The 16,547-nt window shown below is 57.0% G+C and carries 14 protein-coding genes; 6 read left to right on the top strand and 8 right to left on the bottom strand.

Annotation, left to right across the window (positions count from 1 at the left end; all coding sequences use genetic code 11):
• Window positions 1–206: 206 nt before the first annotated feature.
• Window positions 207–1,262: a small ribosomal subunit biogenesis GTPase RsgA gene (rsgA, locus tag QPM17_RS13285; protein ID WP_285391270.1), complete on the top strand. Its 1,056-nt coding sequence runs from the start codon at window positions 207–209 to the stop codon at window positions 1,260–1,262.
• A gap of 6 nt (window positions 1,263–1,268) precedes the next feature.
• Here rsgA and motB read toward each other — a convergent pair whose 3' ends face one another.
• Window positions 1,269–2,228, bottom strand: a complete 960-nt coding sequence (gene motB / locus QPM17_RS13290) for a flagellar motor protein MotB (protein WP_285391271.1) — start codon at window positions 2,226–2,228, stop codon at window positions 1,269–1,271.
• Between the two features lie 29 nt (window positions 2,229–2,257).
• Window positions 2,258–3,109 carry a flagellar motor stator protein MotA gene (gene motA, locus QPM17_RS13295; protein WP_285391272.1) on the bottom strand — a complete coding sequence of 284 codons (852 nt, stop codon included), beginning with the start codon at window positions 3,107–3,109 and terminating at the stop codon, window positions 2,258–2,260.
• Between the two features lie 179 nt (window positions 3,110–3,288).
• Between motA and asd the strand changes: the two genes are divergently transcribed.
• Window positions 3,289–4,167 carry an archaetidylserine decarboxylase gene (asd, locus tag QPM17_RS13300; protein ID WP_285391273.1) on the top strand — a complete coding sequence of 293 codons (879 nt, stop codon included), beginning with the start codon at window positions 3,289–3,291 and terminating at the stop codon, window positions 4,165–4,167.
• Here the strand turns inward: asd and epmA are convergent.
• Both epmA and efp read right to left on the bottom strand, forming a co-directional pair.
• Complete coding sequence (epmA, locus tag QPM17_RS13305; RefSeq protein WP_285391274.1) at window positions 4,139–5,113, bottom strand: EF-P lysine aminoacylase EpmA; 975 nt, start codon at window positions 5,111–5,113, stop codon at window positions 4,139–4,141. The two genes, asd and epmA, sit on opposite strands and share 29 nt — an antisense overlap.
• Window positions 5,114–5,125: 12 nt before the next feature.
• Window positions 5,126–5,701 carry an elongation factor P gene (gene efp, locus QPM17_RS13310; protein WP_285391275.1) on the bottom strand — a complete coding sequence of 192 codons (576 nt, stop codon included), beginning with the start codon at window positions 5,699–5,701 and terminating at the stop codon, window positions 5,126–5,128.
• Between the two features lie 45 nt (window positions 5,702–5,746).
• Between efp and epmB the strand changes: the two genes are divergently transcribed.
• The 3 genes from epmB (at window position 5,747) to QPM17_RS13325 (ending at window position 11,068) form a co-directional block, all read left to right on the top strand.
• On the top strand, window positions 5,747–6,787 hold the full coding sequence (gene epmB, locus QPM17_RS13315) for an EF-P beta-lysylation protein EpmB (RefSeq protein WP_285391276.1): 1,041 nt from the start codon (window positions 5,747–5,749) through the stop codon (window positions 6,785–6,787).
• Between the two features lie 227 nt (window positions 6,788–7,014).
• Window positions 7,015–8,829, top strand: coding sequence for a GTPase (locus QPM17_RS13320; protein WP_285391277.1), 1,815 nt, complete (start codon window positions 7,015–7,017; stop codon window positions 8,827–8,829).
• 151 nt (window positions 8,830–8,980) lie between these two features.
• Window positions 8,981–11,068 carry an EAL domain-containing response regulator gene (locus QPM17_RS13325; RefSeq protein ID WP_285391279.1) on the top strand — a complete coding sequence of 696 codons (2,088 nt, stop codon included), beginning with the start codon at window positions 8,981–8,983 and terminating at the stop codon, window positions 11,066–11,068.
• 16 nt (window positions 11,069–11,084) lie between these two features.
• Here QPM17_RS13325 and serB read toward each other — a convergent pair whose 3' ends face one another.
• Window positions 11,085–12,314: a phosphoserine phosphatase SerB gene (gene serB / locus QPM17_RS13330; RefSeq protein ID WP_285391280.1), complete on the bottom strand. Its 1,230-nt coding sequence runs from the start codon at window positions 12,312–12,314 to the stop codon at window positions 11,085–11,087.
• Window positions 12,307–14,613, bottom strand: coding sequence for a DNA topoisomerase IV subunit A (gene parC, locus QPM17_RS13335; protein ID WP_285391281.1), 2,307 nt, complete (start codon window positions 14,611–14,613; stop codon window positions 12,307–12,309). The genes serB and parC overlap by 8 nt, the downstream gene beginning before the upstream one ends.
• A gap of 208 nt (window positions 14,614–14,821) precedes the next feature.
• On the opposite strand from parC, the gene QPM17_RS13340 reads away from it, so the two are divergent.
• Window positions 14,822–15,061, top strand: a complete 240-nt coding sequence (locus QPM17_RS13340) for a hypothetical protein (protein ID WP_285391282.1) — start codon at window positions 14,822–14,824, stop codon at window positions 15,059–15,061.
• 84 nt (window positions 15,062–15,145) lie between these two features.
• Here the strand turns inward: QPM17_RS13340 and QPM17_RS13345 are convergent, their stop codons facing one another.
• On the bottom strand, window positions 15,146–15,727 hold the full coding sequence (locus QPM17_RS13345) for a YceI family protein (protein ID WP_285391283.1): 582 nt from the start codon (window positions 15,725–15,727) through the stop codon (window positions 15,146–15,148).
• 65 nt (window positions 15,728–15,792) lie between these two features.
• A complete protein-coding gene (locus tag QPM17_RS13350; protein WP_285391285.1) occupies window positions 15,793–16,353 on the bottom strand; it encodes a cytochrome b in 561 nt (186 codons plus the stop codon).
• Window positions 16,354–16,547: the final 194 nt, after the last annotated feature.

A 16,547-nucleotide genomic window follows, 5' to 3' on the forward strand; every position in this document is an offset into this window, starting at 1 on the left:
TCGTGATTCGGGCAACGGTCGGGCAGGGCTTCCCGGGAGTGTCTGAAGCCATGGATGGCTTCAGTCAAGCGCACATGGACGTGCTCGTAGCGTCTCCCGGGAAGCCCTGCCCGACCGTTGTTGCACATAGTCTGCCTATTGTGGATGAATCACGTATGATGTTACAGCTTTCACTATTCTTCACCAGGATCTGACCGACCTACAATATGGCTAAACGTCGACTGAACAAGCAGCAGCAATGGCGCATCAAGAAAGTCCAGCAGGAACGGGCTGCCCGGGCCGCAAAGAAAGAAGAATCCATCGGTGAGAAACTGGATGCTGGCGACCTGGGGCCAGAGCAGCAGGGGCTGGTTATTGCTCATTATGGCCAGCAACTGGACGTGGAAGCGCTGGAGGGTGAGGACACCGGCAAGGTGCTTCGCTGCTTCGTGAGAGCCAATATCGACAGCCTGGTCACCGGCGACAAGGTGATCTGGCGGCCGGGCAGCGACGGCACCGGGGTGATCGTGGCTCGTTGCGACCGCAATACCCTGCTGCAACGGCCAGACAATTTCGGCGCGCTCAAACCCGTTGCGGCCAACATCGACTATATAATCCTGGTCATTGCCCCTGAGCCGGAGCCCCATGACAATCTGATCGACAGATACCTGGTAGCAGCAGAAAGCACAGATATTCCGGTCATCATCCTGCTCAACAAGACCGATCTGATCACCGATCAGAACCGGGAGTCCATCGACAGACTGCTGGCTCGCTATGAAAAGCTGGGCTACCGCACGGAACGCACGTCAGCAAAAACCCTGGAGGGCGAGCAGGCGGTTCGGGTGGAGGACCTGGTGAAAGACCAGACCAGTGTGTTCGTGGGCCAGTCCGGGGTTGGCAAGTCGTCCATTATCCAGACGCTGCTCCCTGACGAGTCGATCCGGGTGGGTGCGCTTTCGGAAAGCACCGGCAAAGGCATTCACACCACCACCACTGCCAGGCTCTTTCATCTCAAATGCGGCGGCGATCTGATCGATTCCCCTGGCATAAGGGAATTTGGGCTGTGGCATATGACCCCACAGGAAATCGAGTACGGCTTCCGCGAAATCCGCGACCTGATCGGTCACTGCCGGTTTCGTAACTGCAGCCATATGGGCGACCCTGGCTGTGCCATTACCCAGGCCGCCGAGGACGGCCGTATCAGTGTGGAGCGCATGAAAAGCTTCCGGCGGATTTTGCAGGATATGGCGGAACAACAATCCCGGGGACTGAAAGCCGACTAATCGGGCTTACCAGTTCAACTCCCCGGGCTCGGGATCTTCCTTCTCCTGCGACCAGTTGCCGTCCTCAAGCCGCTTCATGGCCTCCTGCTGCTCTTCCTCGGAGGGCGCAGTCAGGTCGATTAATGGTTCGTTCGATCTGCCGGCGCTGCTCTGGATGCTTTCTGCCGTCTTCTTGTTCATCACAATGATTGAAATACGGCGGTTGACGGGGGCCTGCGGGTCGTCCTGATCAAACAGCACGGAATCACTCAGCCCCACTACCCGACCAATCTGTTCCTGCCTTACACCACCGGCCACCAGCGCCCTGCGGGCAGTGTTGGCGCGATCCGCAGACAGCTCCCAATTGGTATAGCCGGGACGGCCGCTGAACGGGGTAGAGTCGGTGTGGCCGGTAATGCTCAGCTTGTTATTCACGGTACTGAGGGTCTTGGCAAGCTCGAACAGGATATCCTGGGAGTAGTACTTGAGCTCCGCACGCCCACTGTCGAACATTGGGCGCTGGGAGCGGTCCACAATCTGGATCCGCAGACCTTCACTGGTAATATCGATCAACAGCTGATCCTTGAACTCCTGCAGGGTTTCGTTCTGTTCAATCCGGTCTTTCAGATCCTGGAACAGCTCCTCCATCTGTTGCTGTTCCAGGGTCTGTGCAAGCTCCTCAACAACCTGGTCTTCAATCTGTATGTCACTTCGCTCGATATCCTCGCTGCTCTCGTTGATGACAGACGCACTGCCCTCAAGATCGACGGGATTCGGGGATCCACCCTCGGTAAAGCCAACCGGATCCTTGAAGTAACCCTCCACCGCGAGTTTCTGTTCCGGGGATGCCGTGGCGGTGAGCCATAGCACAAGGAAAAAGGCCATCATGGCCGTGGCAAAATCCGCAAAGGCCACTTTCCATGACCCGCCGTGATGCCCGCCGACAACCTTTTTCTTTCGCTTGATGATGATTGGCTGTTCTTCCAAGAAACTGCTCCAGACGGCTCTTGTTCAGATTATTTCGAACGCACGTGGTCGTTCAGTTCCTGGAATCCCGGCCGCTTGTCCGACGGCAGCGCCTTGCGGCCGAACTCAATGGCCATTTGCGGTGCCTGGCCGGAGACGGTCGCAACAATCGCGGATTTCACACACTCATAAGCCTTGAGTTCATACCGGGCAGAATGCTCCATGGCGATGGAGGTGGGACCAACAAAGCCGTAGCCCATCCAGATACCCAGAAACGTACCCACCAGGGCCGCTGCCACGCTGAGACCGATCTTCTCCGGCCCCTCGCTCAGAAAGTTCATGGTGATAACGATACCCAGCACCGCTGCAACAATCCCCAGGCCCGGTAATGCGTCCGCTATCTTGTTAACGGCATGGGAAGGTTCCTCCAGTTCGTGCTGACGGCTGTCGATCTCGTTCTCCATCATGCCTTCCAGCTCATGGGTCGCCATGTTTCCGGAACTGATAATCCGCAGGTAGTCGGTCATGAAGGCGAGCAGGTATTTGGACTTCATGATGGCCGGATAGCGGGTGAAAATCTGGCTCTCCTGGGGATTATCAATATCTTCCTCAATGGCCATGACGCCCTGCTTGCGGGATTTGTCGAAAATTTCATACATCAGGCTCAACAGGTCCATATAGAAAGACTTGTTGTAGGGGGAACCGGTCAACTGGCTGAGAACGCCTTTACCCACCTCCTTGATGGTGTGCATGGGATTGGCAATGATGAAGGATCCCACGGCTGCACCCCCGATGATCAGGATTTCAGTGGGCTGCCATAACACCATGAGATTGCCGCCGTGAAGGACATAGCCCCCCAGGACGCTTGCAATTACAATTACTGCGCCGATTATAAGTAGCATGGAAAGAGAACATACCTTCTATGGTTGTTATCGGAAACTGCGACAGAGCCCAGGCAGCCATTCCGCTTTGAGCAGATAATAGCAAGCACCGGTCGTAACCGCGAAGGTGTGAAACAATTTCTATACACACCGCGTGGTTTGGTAAACTCTGCCACTTTGCGCGCCAAGGATCACCCCTGATGTACGACAAGCTTTTTGTAACGGGCCAGTATCTGGCACCACAGCTGGCCATTTCACGCCTGGCTGGCCGCCTTGCAGACAATGAAAGCGTTCCGGCGCTCAAGAACCGGGTTGTAAACTGGTTTATCGGCCGTTATGGCGTAGACATGAGCGAGGCACTTGAGCCAGACCCTGACGCATACCCCAGCTTCAATGCCTTTTTCACCCGCGCCCTCAAGCCCGGCCTGCGACCAATGGATACCGACGAGTCAGTGATCGTCAGCCCCGTGGATGGCACCATCAGTCAGTTAGGCGACATCAGCGATGGTCGGGTTTTCCAGGCAAAAGGACAATCCTTCAGCCTCAATGAACTGCTCGGTGGCGAGCAGGAGCGGGCCCGGACCTTTGCCAATGGCGAGTTTGCCACTATCTATCTGGCTCCGAGGGACTACCATCGCATTCATATGCCGTTGGCCGGCACCCTGCGAGAGATGATCTACATCCCCGGCAAGCTGTTTTCGGTCAACCCGACAACGGTGGAAAACGTACCCAATCTGTTTGCGCGAAACGAGCGGGTAGTCTGCATTTTCGACACTGCTGCGGGCCCCATGGCCTTCGTACTGGTCGGTGCCATGATTGTCGGCAGTGTTGAAACCACCTGGGCAGGCATCGTAGCCCCGGGCAAACGCCATGTGGACGTTACACGTTACGATAACCTCAAAACACCGATACGCTTTGAAAAGGGCGAGGAAATGGGGCGGTTCCGCCTGGGATCAACCGTTATCATGGTCATGCCCAAGGGCTCGGTCACCTGGAACAGTGATCAGGTGGCAGGTGGGAGAGTTCGCATGGGAGCTGCGTTCGGACGGATCACGCCCGGTCAGCAGGAAACGCAATAACCCCAGAAAGATCATCCAGCCCCAGCTTGAGCATCAGCAAGCGGTCAAGACCCAGGGCCACGCCTGCACAGTCTGGTATGCCGGCCTGCAGTGCCGCCAGAAGTGCCTGATCAACGGGCATTTCCGGCTTGCCGGCGGCCACACGCGCCTGGTTATCTGCCGCAAATCGGCGCTGCTGCTCTTCCCTGTCAGTCAGTTCCCAATAACCGTTACACAGTTCCACCCCCTGTACATAGAGTTCGAAGCGGTGCGCCTGGCGCAGCCCGTCCTGTTCGGACACCCGTGCCAGCGCTGCCTGGGACTCCGGATAACCTGTAACGAACACCGGCCCGGCTTCCGCCAGCGCCGGCTCTACCTGACAACTCATCAGCAGATCCAGATATTCGTCACGAGTAAACGCCTCCAGCTGCGCCGGCTCCATCCACTTCTCGCAAAGGGCCGACAACTCGCCGTCACTGGCCAGGAACGGATCAACCCCCGCAAAGCGACAAAAGACGTCACGGTAAAGCATGGTCGTTGGCGCTTCACAGCCCAGCCATCCGCACACCAGCTCAGACACCTCGGCCATCAGGTCGGAATCCGTAAAACCAGGCCGGTACCATTCAAGCAGGGAAAATTCAGGATTATGCCTGCGCCCGTACTCACCATCGCGAAACACCCGCGCCACCTGGTAGATGGGACCGGAACCTGACGCCAGGAGGCGTTTCATGTGGTACTCGGGGGAGGTCTGGAGCCAGGCTTTCGAGAAACCGGCAGCCACAGCCCGGGGGCAGGCAGGGATGCTGTCGATGTTGATATCGGTAACACCGCACCGGCCCAGCACGGGTGTCTCAACTTCCATCACGCCACGCTGTGCAAAAAAGCCGCGCACCCAGGCCAGCTGGCGTGCACGGCTTTCAAGAGCAGGCAGGGATGTGGCAGGCTGCCAGGGAGTGGTTGCAGTCACTAAAACAACCGATCAGCTGCTTTTAACGCGGCTGACATATTCGCCGGAGCGGGTATCAACCTTGAGCACCTCGCCAATGGTAATAAACAGCGGCACGTTCACGACAGCCCCCGTAGACAGGGTTGCAGGCTTGGACCCGCCCTGGGCGGTATCGCCTTTCATACCCGGATCAGTGTCCACCACTTCCAGCTCAACGAAATTCGGCGGTGTCACGGTCAGCGGCGCGCCGTTGTAGAGTGTGACGGTATAAACGTCCTGCTCTTTCAGCCACTTGAGGGCATCACCAACGGCCTTCGCATCGGCAGGGTACTGCTCGAAGGAGCCATCGGTTTTCATGAAGTGCCAGAACTCGCCATCCGTGTACAGATATTCCATTTCCAGATCGACGACGTCGGCAGCTTCCAGGCTTTCACCAGACTTGAAAGTGCGCTCCCATTGCCGATTGGTCATCAGGTTGCGAAGCTTGACCCGGTTGAACGCCTGGCCCTTTCCGGGCTTTACGAATTCGTTCTCGAGAATGATACAGGGGTCGCCGTCCAGCAAAACCTTAAGACCGCCACGGAATTCGTTGGTAGAATATGAAGCCATGAAATTATCACCTGAAAAGATGCGTATAAAAATTCGAAGGTCGCTATGATACAGCGAACCGCCACCCGTATAGAAGCCCGCCCACTCGATCGTGACACACGCAGCTGGCAGCAACTGCTGTCAGCCTCTGTCACAACTCCCGAGGAGCTGCTCCGGCGGCTCAGGCTTGACCCCGCCGTCTGGCTTTCCGGTGCCGCCGAAGGCCACCGGCTGTTTCCACTGCGGGTGCCGGAGCCCTACCTGCAACGCATTGTTCCCGGTGATCCTGCGGACCCATTGTTACGGCAGGTTCTGCCACTCTCTGAAGAAGCAGACACCGAACCGGGATTTGTCCGTGATCCACTGCAGGAGGGCGACTCGATGCAGACCACCGGACTTATCCGCAAATACCAGAGCCGGGCTCTGCTGATGGTCACCGGTCAGTGCGCCATCAATTGTCGTTACTGCTTCCGCCGCCATTTTCCCTATGAAGACAACCGGCTTTCACCAGCCGACCGGTCGAAGATACTGACCACCCTGACCGAAGACACCCATATCAACGAGGTGATTCTCAGCGGCGGGGACCCGCTTGTGGCCAGCGACCGGCTTTTGTCGTTCTGGGCCGAAGCTCTTGCGGATATACCCCATATTCGACGCCTGAGAATTCACACGCGCCTGCCCGTTGTCATTCCCCAGCGTGTGTGCGACTCGCTGCTTGCGTGGCTGGCGGGAACCCGACTGCAGATTGTGATGGTGATCCACACCAACCACCCGGCGGAACTGGATACCGACACCCGACATGCGCTAGGACAATTGAAGGCCGCCGGCGTCACCCTGCTTAACCAGAGCGTCATCCTGAAAGGTGTCAACGACACGGTAGGTGTGCTGGCCGATCTTAGCGAGCGACTGTTTGAATGTGGCGTGCTGCCCTATTACCTCCACGCATTTGATCCTGTGGAGGGCGCCCATCACTTTAACGTCAGTGACGACGGGGCAAGGGCGCTGGTTCGGGAACTGATCGGCATTCTTCCGGGATTCCTGGTGCCAAGGCTTGTCAGGGAGGTGCCTGACCGCCCCGGAAAAACACCACTGGACCTGTTTGCGTGACACATTTGGCAAAGTCGGGGCAAATCTACTTGTAAAATATTGTCAACTCGTGCTTTTCTCGCTTTTTGTTGTGGGTTTGCTATTTTAGAGTGCAAAAGAGTGATAACAAAAAAAGCCGTATCTAAGGCGTTTTCCCATTTATTCACGCAGGCGTCAGTAGCTCCGCGCCTGTGGTTCGTGGTGCAACCCGGAGTACCAACCGTGGCCCAGACAATTGGCGTGAACTCATGGAAGGCATGATCCTGAAACCTGACCTCCGTGTTCCTGAACAGAAAACGGCAAGTCTTTCATTTTGCCATACTTCACCAAAGGCCTTCAGGGACTGGGTCAACCAGCTACCAATGGCCAACATTGGTGAGGCTTCGCGGCAGCTATACCATGCCATTATTGAGCTGAATCACTTGTTTATTGCACCGCAGCAGCGGCTACAGCTGCTGGAGCTGATTCGCCCCAAGATACACTTTGTCTGCTCCGAACTGTCCAGGCACTATCTTGGCCTGGCCATTGCGCTGCCCGAAAAACAGCGCAAGATCGCCAACCTGTCCCAGGCGCTCCAGCTCCATGCTGCCAGTGGTTACAAGCTCTGCGTACTGGAGTTTCTGGACAATGGTGGGCTGGACAAGAACCGTAAAGGCCTGGCCACGGCGATTCACCGCGCCATTTCCGAATTGGCCGCTACTATTGTGCGATCCCATCAGCTCTACTGCCCCAGCCCCACAAACAGCTGGCTGGAATGCCATCGCCTGTACCGGTTCGCCCATCGCAACAAACTCCACGGCCTTTCTGTTAACGATGAAACCCTGAACCACCGTCGCACCAGTACAGTAGAAGACAGCTACAAGCGCATACTACTGCTTGGCTGTGCCCGACCCAACCAGTTGCGCCAGACCGAACTGGCCCGGGTTTATGAACTGTTTGAGAACTGGACCCATCTTGTTTCCTGCGGGCCCGAGACAGACAACGACAGCCTGTTTGTGGTCAATATGGAGCGGGATACCGCACCCGTTTACCGCAGCCTGCTTGAACAGAAGCCAGGTAATGACAGTTACAACTTCGACACCCGCGAACTGTCGGAACAGATTACCGAAGCACAACATGCACGCCATCAGAAAGACGGCCACTCCACCAGCGACCTGGAGCTTCCGTCCCGGGTCAGTGACACCCTGCTGACCCATCTCAGCCAGGCGCTGGGAATTCTGGCAAAACGCAACTTCAACCGCATTGCCAGCCAGGGCACCCTGGAAATATGCGTTGGGCTGACCGCCACCCATTTCTTTGTGGCCGGCGCGAAAACGTTCAATGAGTTTGTCAGTGGCAATGACAACGGCCGCCATGATCAGGACAACCAGTTTCTGAAGGCATCACGCCGGAAAGAAGATGCCTGGGCTGGCGCCCATGATGCCGGCGTTGGTGATGATCCGATGCAATCGGCGGACACTCCCATCAACTTTCGCAACAGTATCGGCGCCACACCCGACAGCGAGCAGGACCGCAGGCGCCCGCAGTCCCATCATGCCCTGCTGATAAACACCAGCCCGGGTGGTTACTGCGTGGCCTGGGAAACCGGCGTCCCGGCGTCTCTCCAGGCCGGCGAAATACTGGGAGTACGTGAACAGACCAACTACCCCTGGAGCATCGCGGTGGTGCGATGGATACGCCAGGTTCGCAATCAGGGGACCCAGGCCGGCATCGAACTGCTTGCCCCCAGCGCTGCGCCCTGTGGCGTCAGGCTGATCCAGAAAGTGGGCAACAGCAGCGAATACCTTCGCGGCCTGTTGCTACCGGAAATAAGTGTGGTCAATCAGGCGGCAACCCTTATTACGCCCAGGCTTCCCTTCCAGTCCGGAAGCCGGATTTCGCTTCTCCATGATGGCCGTGAGGATCAGGGCACACTTTCCCGCAAGATCTCCGCAACCGGAAGCATCAGTCAGTTTGAGCTCAAACTGCACAATACCGGTGCTACTGCCACAGCCATGGTCAACACGCCGGCAGCGGCGGGAACCAGCGAAGATGAGTTTGATTCCCTGTGGCCGTCACTCTAGATCATTGTTTCCAACAATCAGCAGCGTTCGGGCCGGTGCCAGGGGTTGTTATTAGCTGTTAACCCCTGCATCATTCAGCGTTAGTGAAAGGCCGGCTCTGCACATTCGAAAGAGTTGGCACAGCCAATGCGTACCACGAGACATCTGACGAATGCAGAAAAAGAACGCAACCGTACACCTGCTCATCCTCGACCCCTCTCAAAATGACGCTGAGACCCTGGTCAGCCTTCTCCGGAATTCAGGCAAGGCTACACGCGCCCACCGCATCACGTCCGAGGAAGATCTTGAGGAAACCCTGAAAGCTGGTAACTGGGACCTGTTGCTGGCACGGGACGACGTCGAGCAGGAATTCGGGCCGGACAGTGCCCTGGCGATGATCCGCCGCATGGACAAAGACATCCCGTTCGTACTGCTTACCCGGGAATTCAACCGTGAGCGCACAGTGGCTGTGATGAAGGCCGGCGCCCAGGATACGGTGCCGTTTGAGAACACGGATCAGCTGGTACTGGTGGTTAACCGCGAACTGGGCGCCCTGGATGATCGCCGGCGGCGCAGAATCCTCGAATCGCATCTGCGCGAGGCGGAGCAGCGCTGCCAGCTGTTGCTTGAGAGCTCCAAGGACGCCATTGCCTACATCAACGATGGCATGCATATCTACGCCAACCAGTCCTACATGGAATTCCTTGGCTACGACGATATCGACGACCTGATCTGCATCCCGGTTCTGGACACCCTGACACCGGAAAGCCAGGAAAAGTACAAAGAATTCATGAAATCCTTCGCCGAGAGCGGGGAGGACGGCATGACCATGAACTGCGTCGCCCGCCGCAGTGATGATCAGGAGCTCAACGTTACCATGTCTGTGTCTGCGGCAACCTATGATGGCGAAGCCTGCACGCAGATCGTCATCCAGCCAGAACATAGCGACGCCGAGCTGGAGGAGAAAATTCGGCAGATCAGCAGCCAGGATCTGCTTACCGGCCTGTTCAACCGGCAGTACCTGATGGATGCGCTGGGCCAGGCCATAGCAACGGCTGGCAAGGACAATCAGACCGGTGCGCTGGCCTACATTGCCCTGGACAACTTCATGAGCCTGAAGGGACAGGTCGGTATAGCCGGTGCGGATCTCATGCTGGGGGACCTGGCCAGCCTGCTGAAAGAACACACCCCAGACAACATGATTCTTGCGCGCCTGAGCGACGACGCTTTCTGCCTGCTTTGCCAGCCCTGTGAAGAAAAAACCATGGCTGAACTGTGCGAGACCCTCTGCAGGAAGGTGGAGGATCATCTGTTTGATATCAGCGGCCGCACCGTCCAACTGACTCTGAGCATTGGGGTTGCAGCCATTACCGAGAACGCACCCAAGGCGCCTGACCTGATGGGGCGGGCCCATACCGCTTCCTCGGAGCTGAAGAAGAAAGAGGGTCATGAGCGTGGTAATGGTGTGATGGTCTACAACCCGGCTGACCACGAGTCGCTGGACGAAAGCAATTCAGCCGACGCCATACAGAAAGCCCTGGACGACAACCGGTTCCGACTCCTGTTCCAGCCCATTATCAACCTCAGGGGTGAGGGTGAGGAACATTACGAAGCCTTCGTCAGGATGCTGAACAAAGACGATGAGGAGGTCTCTCCCTACGACTTCCTGCCGCCGGTCGGCCCCTCGGAAATGGCCATCAAGATTGATCGCTGGGTAATTCTGCAAACCATCAAGCAGCTATCCAGCCACCGTTCACGAGGGCATGACACGCGTCTGTTCCTGAACGTAACGGCAGAAACCCTTGAAGACAAAACCTTTACCCCCTGGCTGAGCGTGGCGCTGAAGGCGGCTCGCCTGCCGGGTGACTCGCTGATTTTCCAGATCCGCGAAGGGGACGCCAACAATTACATGAAACAGGCCAAGGAGTTTGCCAAAGCTGTTCATGAGTTGCACGCCAAGGTCTCCATCTGCCAGTTCGGGTGTGCGTTGAACCCGTTCAACACGCTCAAGCATATCGACGTGGATTACGTAAAGATTGACGGCTCGTTCACCGAAGAAATCCAGAAGAAGGACCAAGCCAAGGAAGAGGTCAAGGAAATGGTCAAGAGCCTGCAAAGCGCCGGCAAACTGACCATCGTACCGCTGGTGGAAAACGCCAGTGTACTGGCAACCCTGTGGCAGGCTGGCGTTAACTACATTCAGGGCTACTACCTGCAGGCGCCTGTTCCAGAGATGAACTACGACTTCGGCGACCACTAACGCCCCCCAGGGGGCGTTATTTTCCCGCCTGCCCTACCTGCAGACTGTCACTTTCCCGGAACCCGATCAGATAGAGAATGGCGTCCAGTCCCAGGGTCGAAATGGAATGACGGGCAGATTCCTTCACCAGAGGCTTTGCCCGGAACGCAACACCCAGGCCAGCCTGGCTCAGCATGGGCAGGTCATTGGCACCGTCCCCCACTGCGATTACCTGTTCCCGTGATATGTGCTCCCGCTCGGCAATTTCCTGAAGCAGTTCGGCCTTGCGCTTGCCATCAACAATCTGGCCGGCCACCCGGCCGGTCACCTTGCCATTCTCGATTTCCAGCTCGTTGGCATAAACGTAGTCAATCCCCAGCTTTTGCTGCAGGTGACGGGCGAAGTAGGTAAAGCCGCCTGACAGAATCGCCGTGCGATAACCCAGTGACTTGAGACTGCGGATCAGGTGTTCTGCTCCTTCAGTCAGGCGCAGGCGAGCTGCGATACCCTCCAGCACCGACTCATCCAACCCTTTGAGCAACGCCAGACGCTCGGCAAAGCTCTGGCTGAAGTCCAGCTCGCCCTGCATGGCACGCTCGGTAATCTCCGCCACCTGCTTGCCCACCCCGGCTTCCAGCGCCAGCTCATCGATTACTTCCGCGTCAATCAGCGTTGAATCCATATCGAACACCACCAGACGGCGGTTGCGACGGAAAATGGAATCTTCCTGAAAGGCGATATCCACATTCATTTCCCCTGCGATGTGCAGGAAATCATAACGCAATTGCTCCAGGTCCGATGGCGTCCCCCTGACGGAAAACTCCACACAGGCAATGCGGTTCTCGGACGGGTTCAAAGACGGGCGGGCCGAGAGCCGGCTGATATTGTCGATGTTCAGACCATGACGGGCGGTGATCGCCGACACCCGCGCAATCTGTTCGGCCTTGATGTCCCGGGACAGCAGCGTGACGATGTAGCAGGCGCGATTGCGCCCTTCCGCCCACTGCTGATACGCCTCGATGGTAATGGGGGCAAAGCGAACCTGAAGATCCAGCGCGTGCAGCCGGAACAGCAGGTCCCGGATAACCGGTGAGGATTTGGATTCGTCCGGGATTTCAATCAGGATTCCCCAAGTAAGGTGGTCGTGAATCACCGCTTGGCCAATATCCAGAATCCGCACATCGTACTGCCCCATGATGCCGGTAATCTCCGACGTCAGGCCGGGCTTGTCGCGCCCCGACACGTTAATCAGTACCAGCTCACTCACTGTCAGGCTGCTCCTCTGAACTGGCGGCATCAGCGGCATTGCTGGCCGACTGGATGACATCAATGGCGTCCACCCGCTGGAGCCCCCGTGGAAGCTTATGGCCGCGGCGGCCGCGCTCGCCCAGGTAGTGCTCCAGATCGGCGAACTGCAATCCCATCTTTCGCTTGCCAGCGCGGATTTCCAGCTGGTCATCCTCGGCAAACACCGCAACTGCTACCACGTATTCTTCCCGGTTCTGCACCCGTGCAGAGGGAATACTGATGATCTTGTTGCCCTTGCCCTTGGCCAGCTCCGGCAGCTCGCTCAGAGGGAACACCAGCATCCTGCCCTCATTGGAAATAGCGCCCAGGTAAAGTGGTTTGTCGGAATCCGGCACCATCACCGGAGGCATGATCCTGGCCCCTTTCGGCACCGATACCACAGCTTTACCATTGCGGTTCTTGCTGATCATGTCATTGAGCGAGGTAACAAACCCGTAGCCACCGTCAGTAACCAGCAGCACCTTGCGGGCCGGGTCACCCATCAGAAGACCTGCAAAAGTGGCCCCCGACGGTGGATTGATTCGTCCACTGAGTGGTTCACCCTGGCCCCTGGCGGAGGGAAACGTATGGGCGACCAGGGAATAGGCCCGGCCGGTGGAATCCAGGAACACGGCCTGCTGGTTATTTCGGCCCTTCGCAGCCATGGCAAAGCGGTCGCCGGCCTTGTAGCTGAGCCCTTCGGGCTCAATGTCATGGCCTTTGGCAGCCCTGACCCATCCCTTCTCGGACAGCACAACGGTCACCGGGTCATTGGATACCAGCTCGGTTTCGCTGAAGGCCCTGGCCTCGCGGCGCTCAACAATGGGCGAACGACGATCGTCGCCAAAGGTTTCCGCGTCTGCCAGCAGCTCGTCCTTGATCAGCCCCCGCAGACGGTCTTCGGAACCCAGAATGGCCTGTAGTTCATCCCGCTCAGCAGCCAGCTCGTCCTGCTCACCACGGATTTTCATTTCCTCAAGCTTGGCCAGATGACGCAGTTTCAGCTCAAGGATGGCTTCGGCCTGCTGTTCCGACAGGCCAAAACGGGAAATCAATTCAGCTTTGGGCTTGTCCTCATAACGGATGATCGCGATGACTTCATCGATATTCAGATACGCAACCAGCAAGCCCTCAAGGATATGCAGGCGCGCCAACACCTTGTCCAGACGGTGCTGTAGGCGACGTGTGACAGTGGTGCGGCGGAAGCTTAGCCATTCCGTCAGCATCTCACGCAGGCCCTTGACGCCCGGGCGACCGTCATTACCGATGACATTGATGTTGACCCGGTAGGTCTTCTCCAGGTCGGTACTGGCAAACAGATGGGCCATCAGCCCTTCCTGATCCACCCGGTTGGAACGGGGCACGATCACCAGCCGGGTCGGATTCTCATGGTCCGATTCGTCACGCAGGTCTGCCACCATGGGCAGCTTTTTGGTCTGCATCTGCTGAGCGATCTGCTCCAGCACCCGGTTACCCGAAACCTGGTGCGGCAGGTCCGTCACTACAATCTCGCCACCCTCGTTGATCCAGCGGGCACGCATCCGCAGGGATCCCTTACCGGTTTCGTACATCTGCCGGATGTCTTTTCTGGGGGTAATGATCTCTGCGTAAGTCGGAAAATCCGGGCCCTTGACGTGTTCACAAAGGTCGTCGGTGGTGGCGTCTGGCTGGTCGAGCAGGCGCACACAGGCTGCGGTAATTTCCCGTACATTGTGAGGCGGGATATCCGTTGCCATACCCACGGCAATGCCGGTTGTTCCGTTCAGCAAAACGTGGGGTAACCTGGCGGGCAACACCGAGGGCTCATCCATGGTGCCGTCAAAGTTCGGCACCCAGTCGACCGTACCCTGCCCCAGCTCACTGAGAAGGACATCCGCGAATCTGGCCAGCCGGGATTCGGTGTAACGCATGGCAGCAAAAGACTTGGGGTCGTCAGGCGCGCCCCAGTTACCCTGACCGTCGACCAGCGGATAGCGGTATGAGAAAGGCTGGGCCATCAGCACCATGGCCTCGTAACAGGCGCTGTCACCATGGGGATGGAACTTACCCAGAACATCACCTACCGTACGGGCGGACTTCTTGTATTTGGAGGTGGACTTGAGACCGAGCTCGGACATGGCGTAGATGATCCGGCGCTGAACCGGCTTCAGCCCGTCACCTACGTTGGGCAGCGCCCTGTCGAGAATGACGTACATGGAGTAATCAAGGTAGGCCTTCTCGGTGTAGTCCCTCAATGAAACCCGCTCAAAGCCTTCATCCGTGGTCTGAAACTCTGGCATGGATGCCCCTTTGTTGCGTGATATGAATTCCGCTGGTTACCCCGGCCGGCAGCCGGAGGGCACATTATATGGAGGCGGGGGCAGATACACCAACACCCTGTCGGATTTCCAATAGCGGAATTCCCGCATGGAGAGAGTTTAACCCTCGCCGTATGCTCGCAATCAGTAAAACGATGATCCGTTTCACGACATCCGAGAGTGGAGAACTATGAGACCCAACCTGAAGGCCTGCGGGCAGGCCATGATGACGGCCGTGGTGAATGCTGTTCTTGCTCTGGCTCTGATGCTGCTGGTGGAGTTTGCCATAAGCGGCAGTTTTCAGCTTGCAGAACCCTACTTATGGGCGGGACTTCTGATCGGGCTGGTGATCTTTTTTGGCCAGTTCTGGCGACAGCGGCACCTTTGCCGCAATGATAGCGGTTCCGGACAACCCACTGACCTGCTTTGATAGCCTGAATGCCTCTGAAGCGGAGGCGATGGGTTAAACTCACAATACCTCCCGGCACCCCGGGAGGCATTGTCAGTTCAGCGTTTACTGGCGAACACCTTCCACAGAGATAATCAACTCCACTGTTTCAGACGCCTTTCCCAAATCCATTGGTATTCCAAAGTCAGTCAGCTTGAACTCTGTTCCAGCCTCAAAGCCCATGCGGTAACCTCCCCAGGGATCTTTGCCGTGGCCCACCATCTCCACATCAAGGGTGATCTCTTTGGTAACTCCACGCAGAGTCAGGTCACCGATGATGTCAGCCTCTCCCTTGTCGTCCACGACAACTTTCGTGCTCTTGAACGTTGCTTCCGGATACTCTCTGACATAGAGGAAATCTTCCTCGCGCAGGTGCTTGTCCCGTTCGGCGTGATTCGAGTCAACGCTGGAGGTATCCACCGTCACTTCCACCGAGCTGTTTTCCGGGTTTTCCGCGTCGTAAACAAACTGCCCGTCAAATTCATTGAAGCGACCGTAAAGCCAGCTATAACCCAGATGGGAAATCTTGAAAGTAATGAACTGGTGATCACCCTCGGTATCAAAGGCATAGGTTCCACTGTGTTCGGATGCCTGGGTTCCACCAACCATTGTGAGTGTCACAGCGGATGCAAGCAGCAATTTTTTCATAGTCATCTCCTCGTTGAAACAGCCCGAAGGCGCGATTGTAGGCGTTGTTCACAGCGGTAATGGCATCAGTGGTGGCGCCGGTCTGTACCCAGCATACGCCGCAAGGTGTCGTCCCGGTCAATCAGATGATGTTTTATCGCGGCAAGACCATGCAGGCTGGCAAGCACCACCAGGGCCCAGGTGGTCCAGTAATGAACGAGCCCGGCGGTATCCTCCATTCCCTTGATCTGACCGGTTACCGAAGGCACTTCAAACCAGTCAAACACACTGATGGACGACCCGTCAGCTGTGGAAATCAGATAGCCGCTGACCATCGCCACAAAAACCAGAACATAAAGCACCAGGTGAGCAACACGAGCCGCTACTACCTCGAAGCGAGTGTGATTGGGCAGCGGACGGGGCACCGGGCTAACAAATCGCCACACCAGCCGCAGCAACATAACCATGAACAGCAGAATGCCGATGCTACGGTGGATGTCCGGCGCCGTGCGATACCAGTCATCATAATAGGACAGATCCACCATCCAGTAGCCAAGGCCGAACAGCCCGAAAACGGCAACGGCAACCACCCAGTGGATACCGATACTTAAAGCTCCAAACCGGTTGGCGGTATTGCGTACCTGCATATCTATCTCCCTGCTTAACAGGCTCCAGCCTGCCGGAAACACTGAAAGCAGTGTAGAAACAGGCGCTCACAAAGCCAATCAAAATGTTTTGCATACTTAGATCAGAAATTCTGACCAAGGGCTTCCCCACTGCGCCGCACGTACTTTCCCTTATACCTTTGGTCTGATACGGGTTCTACGGATTGCAGAAAACG

It is taken from the genome of Marinobacter azerbaijanicus, from assembly GCF_030250645.1.
Classification (GTDB): Bacteria; Pseudomonadota; Gammaproteobacteria; order Pseudomonadales; family Oleiphilaceae; genus Marinobacter; species Marinobacter azerbaijanicus.

Bases quoted from the DNA above. Each gene is read 5' to 3' on its own strand.
- rsgA (WP_285391270.1), top strand. From the start codon at position 207: ATGGCTAAACGTCGACTGAACAAGCAGCAGCAATGGCGCATCAAGAAA.
- motA (WP_285391272.1), bottom strand. From the start codon at position 3,109: ATGCTACTTATAATCGGCGCAGTAATTGTAATTGCAAGCGTCCTGGGG.
- asd (WP_285391273.1), top strand. From the start codon at position 3,289: ATGTACGACAAGCTTTTTGTAACGGGCCAGTATCTGGCACCACAGCTG.
- efp (WP_285391275.1), bottom strand. From the start codon at position 5,701: ATGGCTTCATATTCTACCAACGAATTCCGTGGCGGTCTTAAGGTTTTG.
- epmB (WP_285391276.1), top strand. From the start codon at position 5,747: ATGATACAGCGAACCGCCACCCGTATAGAAGCCCGCCCACTCGATCGT.
- QPM17_RS13320 (WP_285391277.1), top strand. From the start codon at position 7,015: ATGGAAGGCATGATCCTGAAACCTGACCTCCGTGTTCCTGAACAGAAA.
- QPM17_RS13325 (WP_285391279.1), top strand. From the start codon at position 8,981: ATGCAGAAAAAGAACGCAACCGTACACCTGCTCATCCTCGACCCCTCT.
- parC (WP_285391281.1), bottom strand. From the start codon at position 14,613: ATGCCAGAGTTTCAGACCACGGATGAAGGCTTTGAGCGGGTTTCATTG.
- QPM17_RS13340 (WP_285391282.1), top strand. From the start codon at position 14,822: ATGAGACCCAACCTGAAGGCCTGCGGGCAGGCCATGATGACGGCCGTG.
- QPM17_RS13345 (WP_285391283.1), bottom strand. From the start codon at position 15,727: ATGAAAAAATTGCTGCTTGCATCCGCTGTGACACTCACAATGGTTGGT.
- QPM17_RS13350 (WP_285391285.1), bottom strand. From the start codon at position 16,353: ATGCAGGTACGCAATACCGCCAACCGGTTTGGAGCTTTAAGTATCGGT.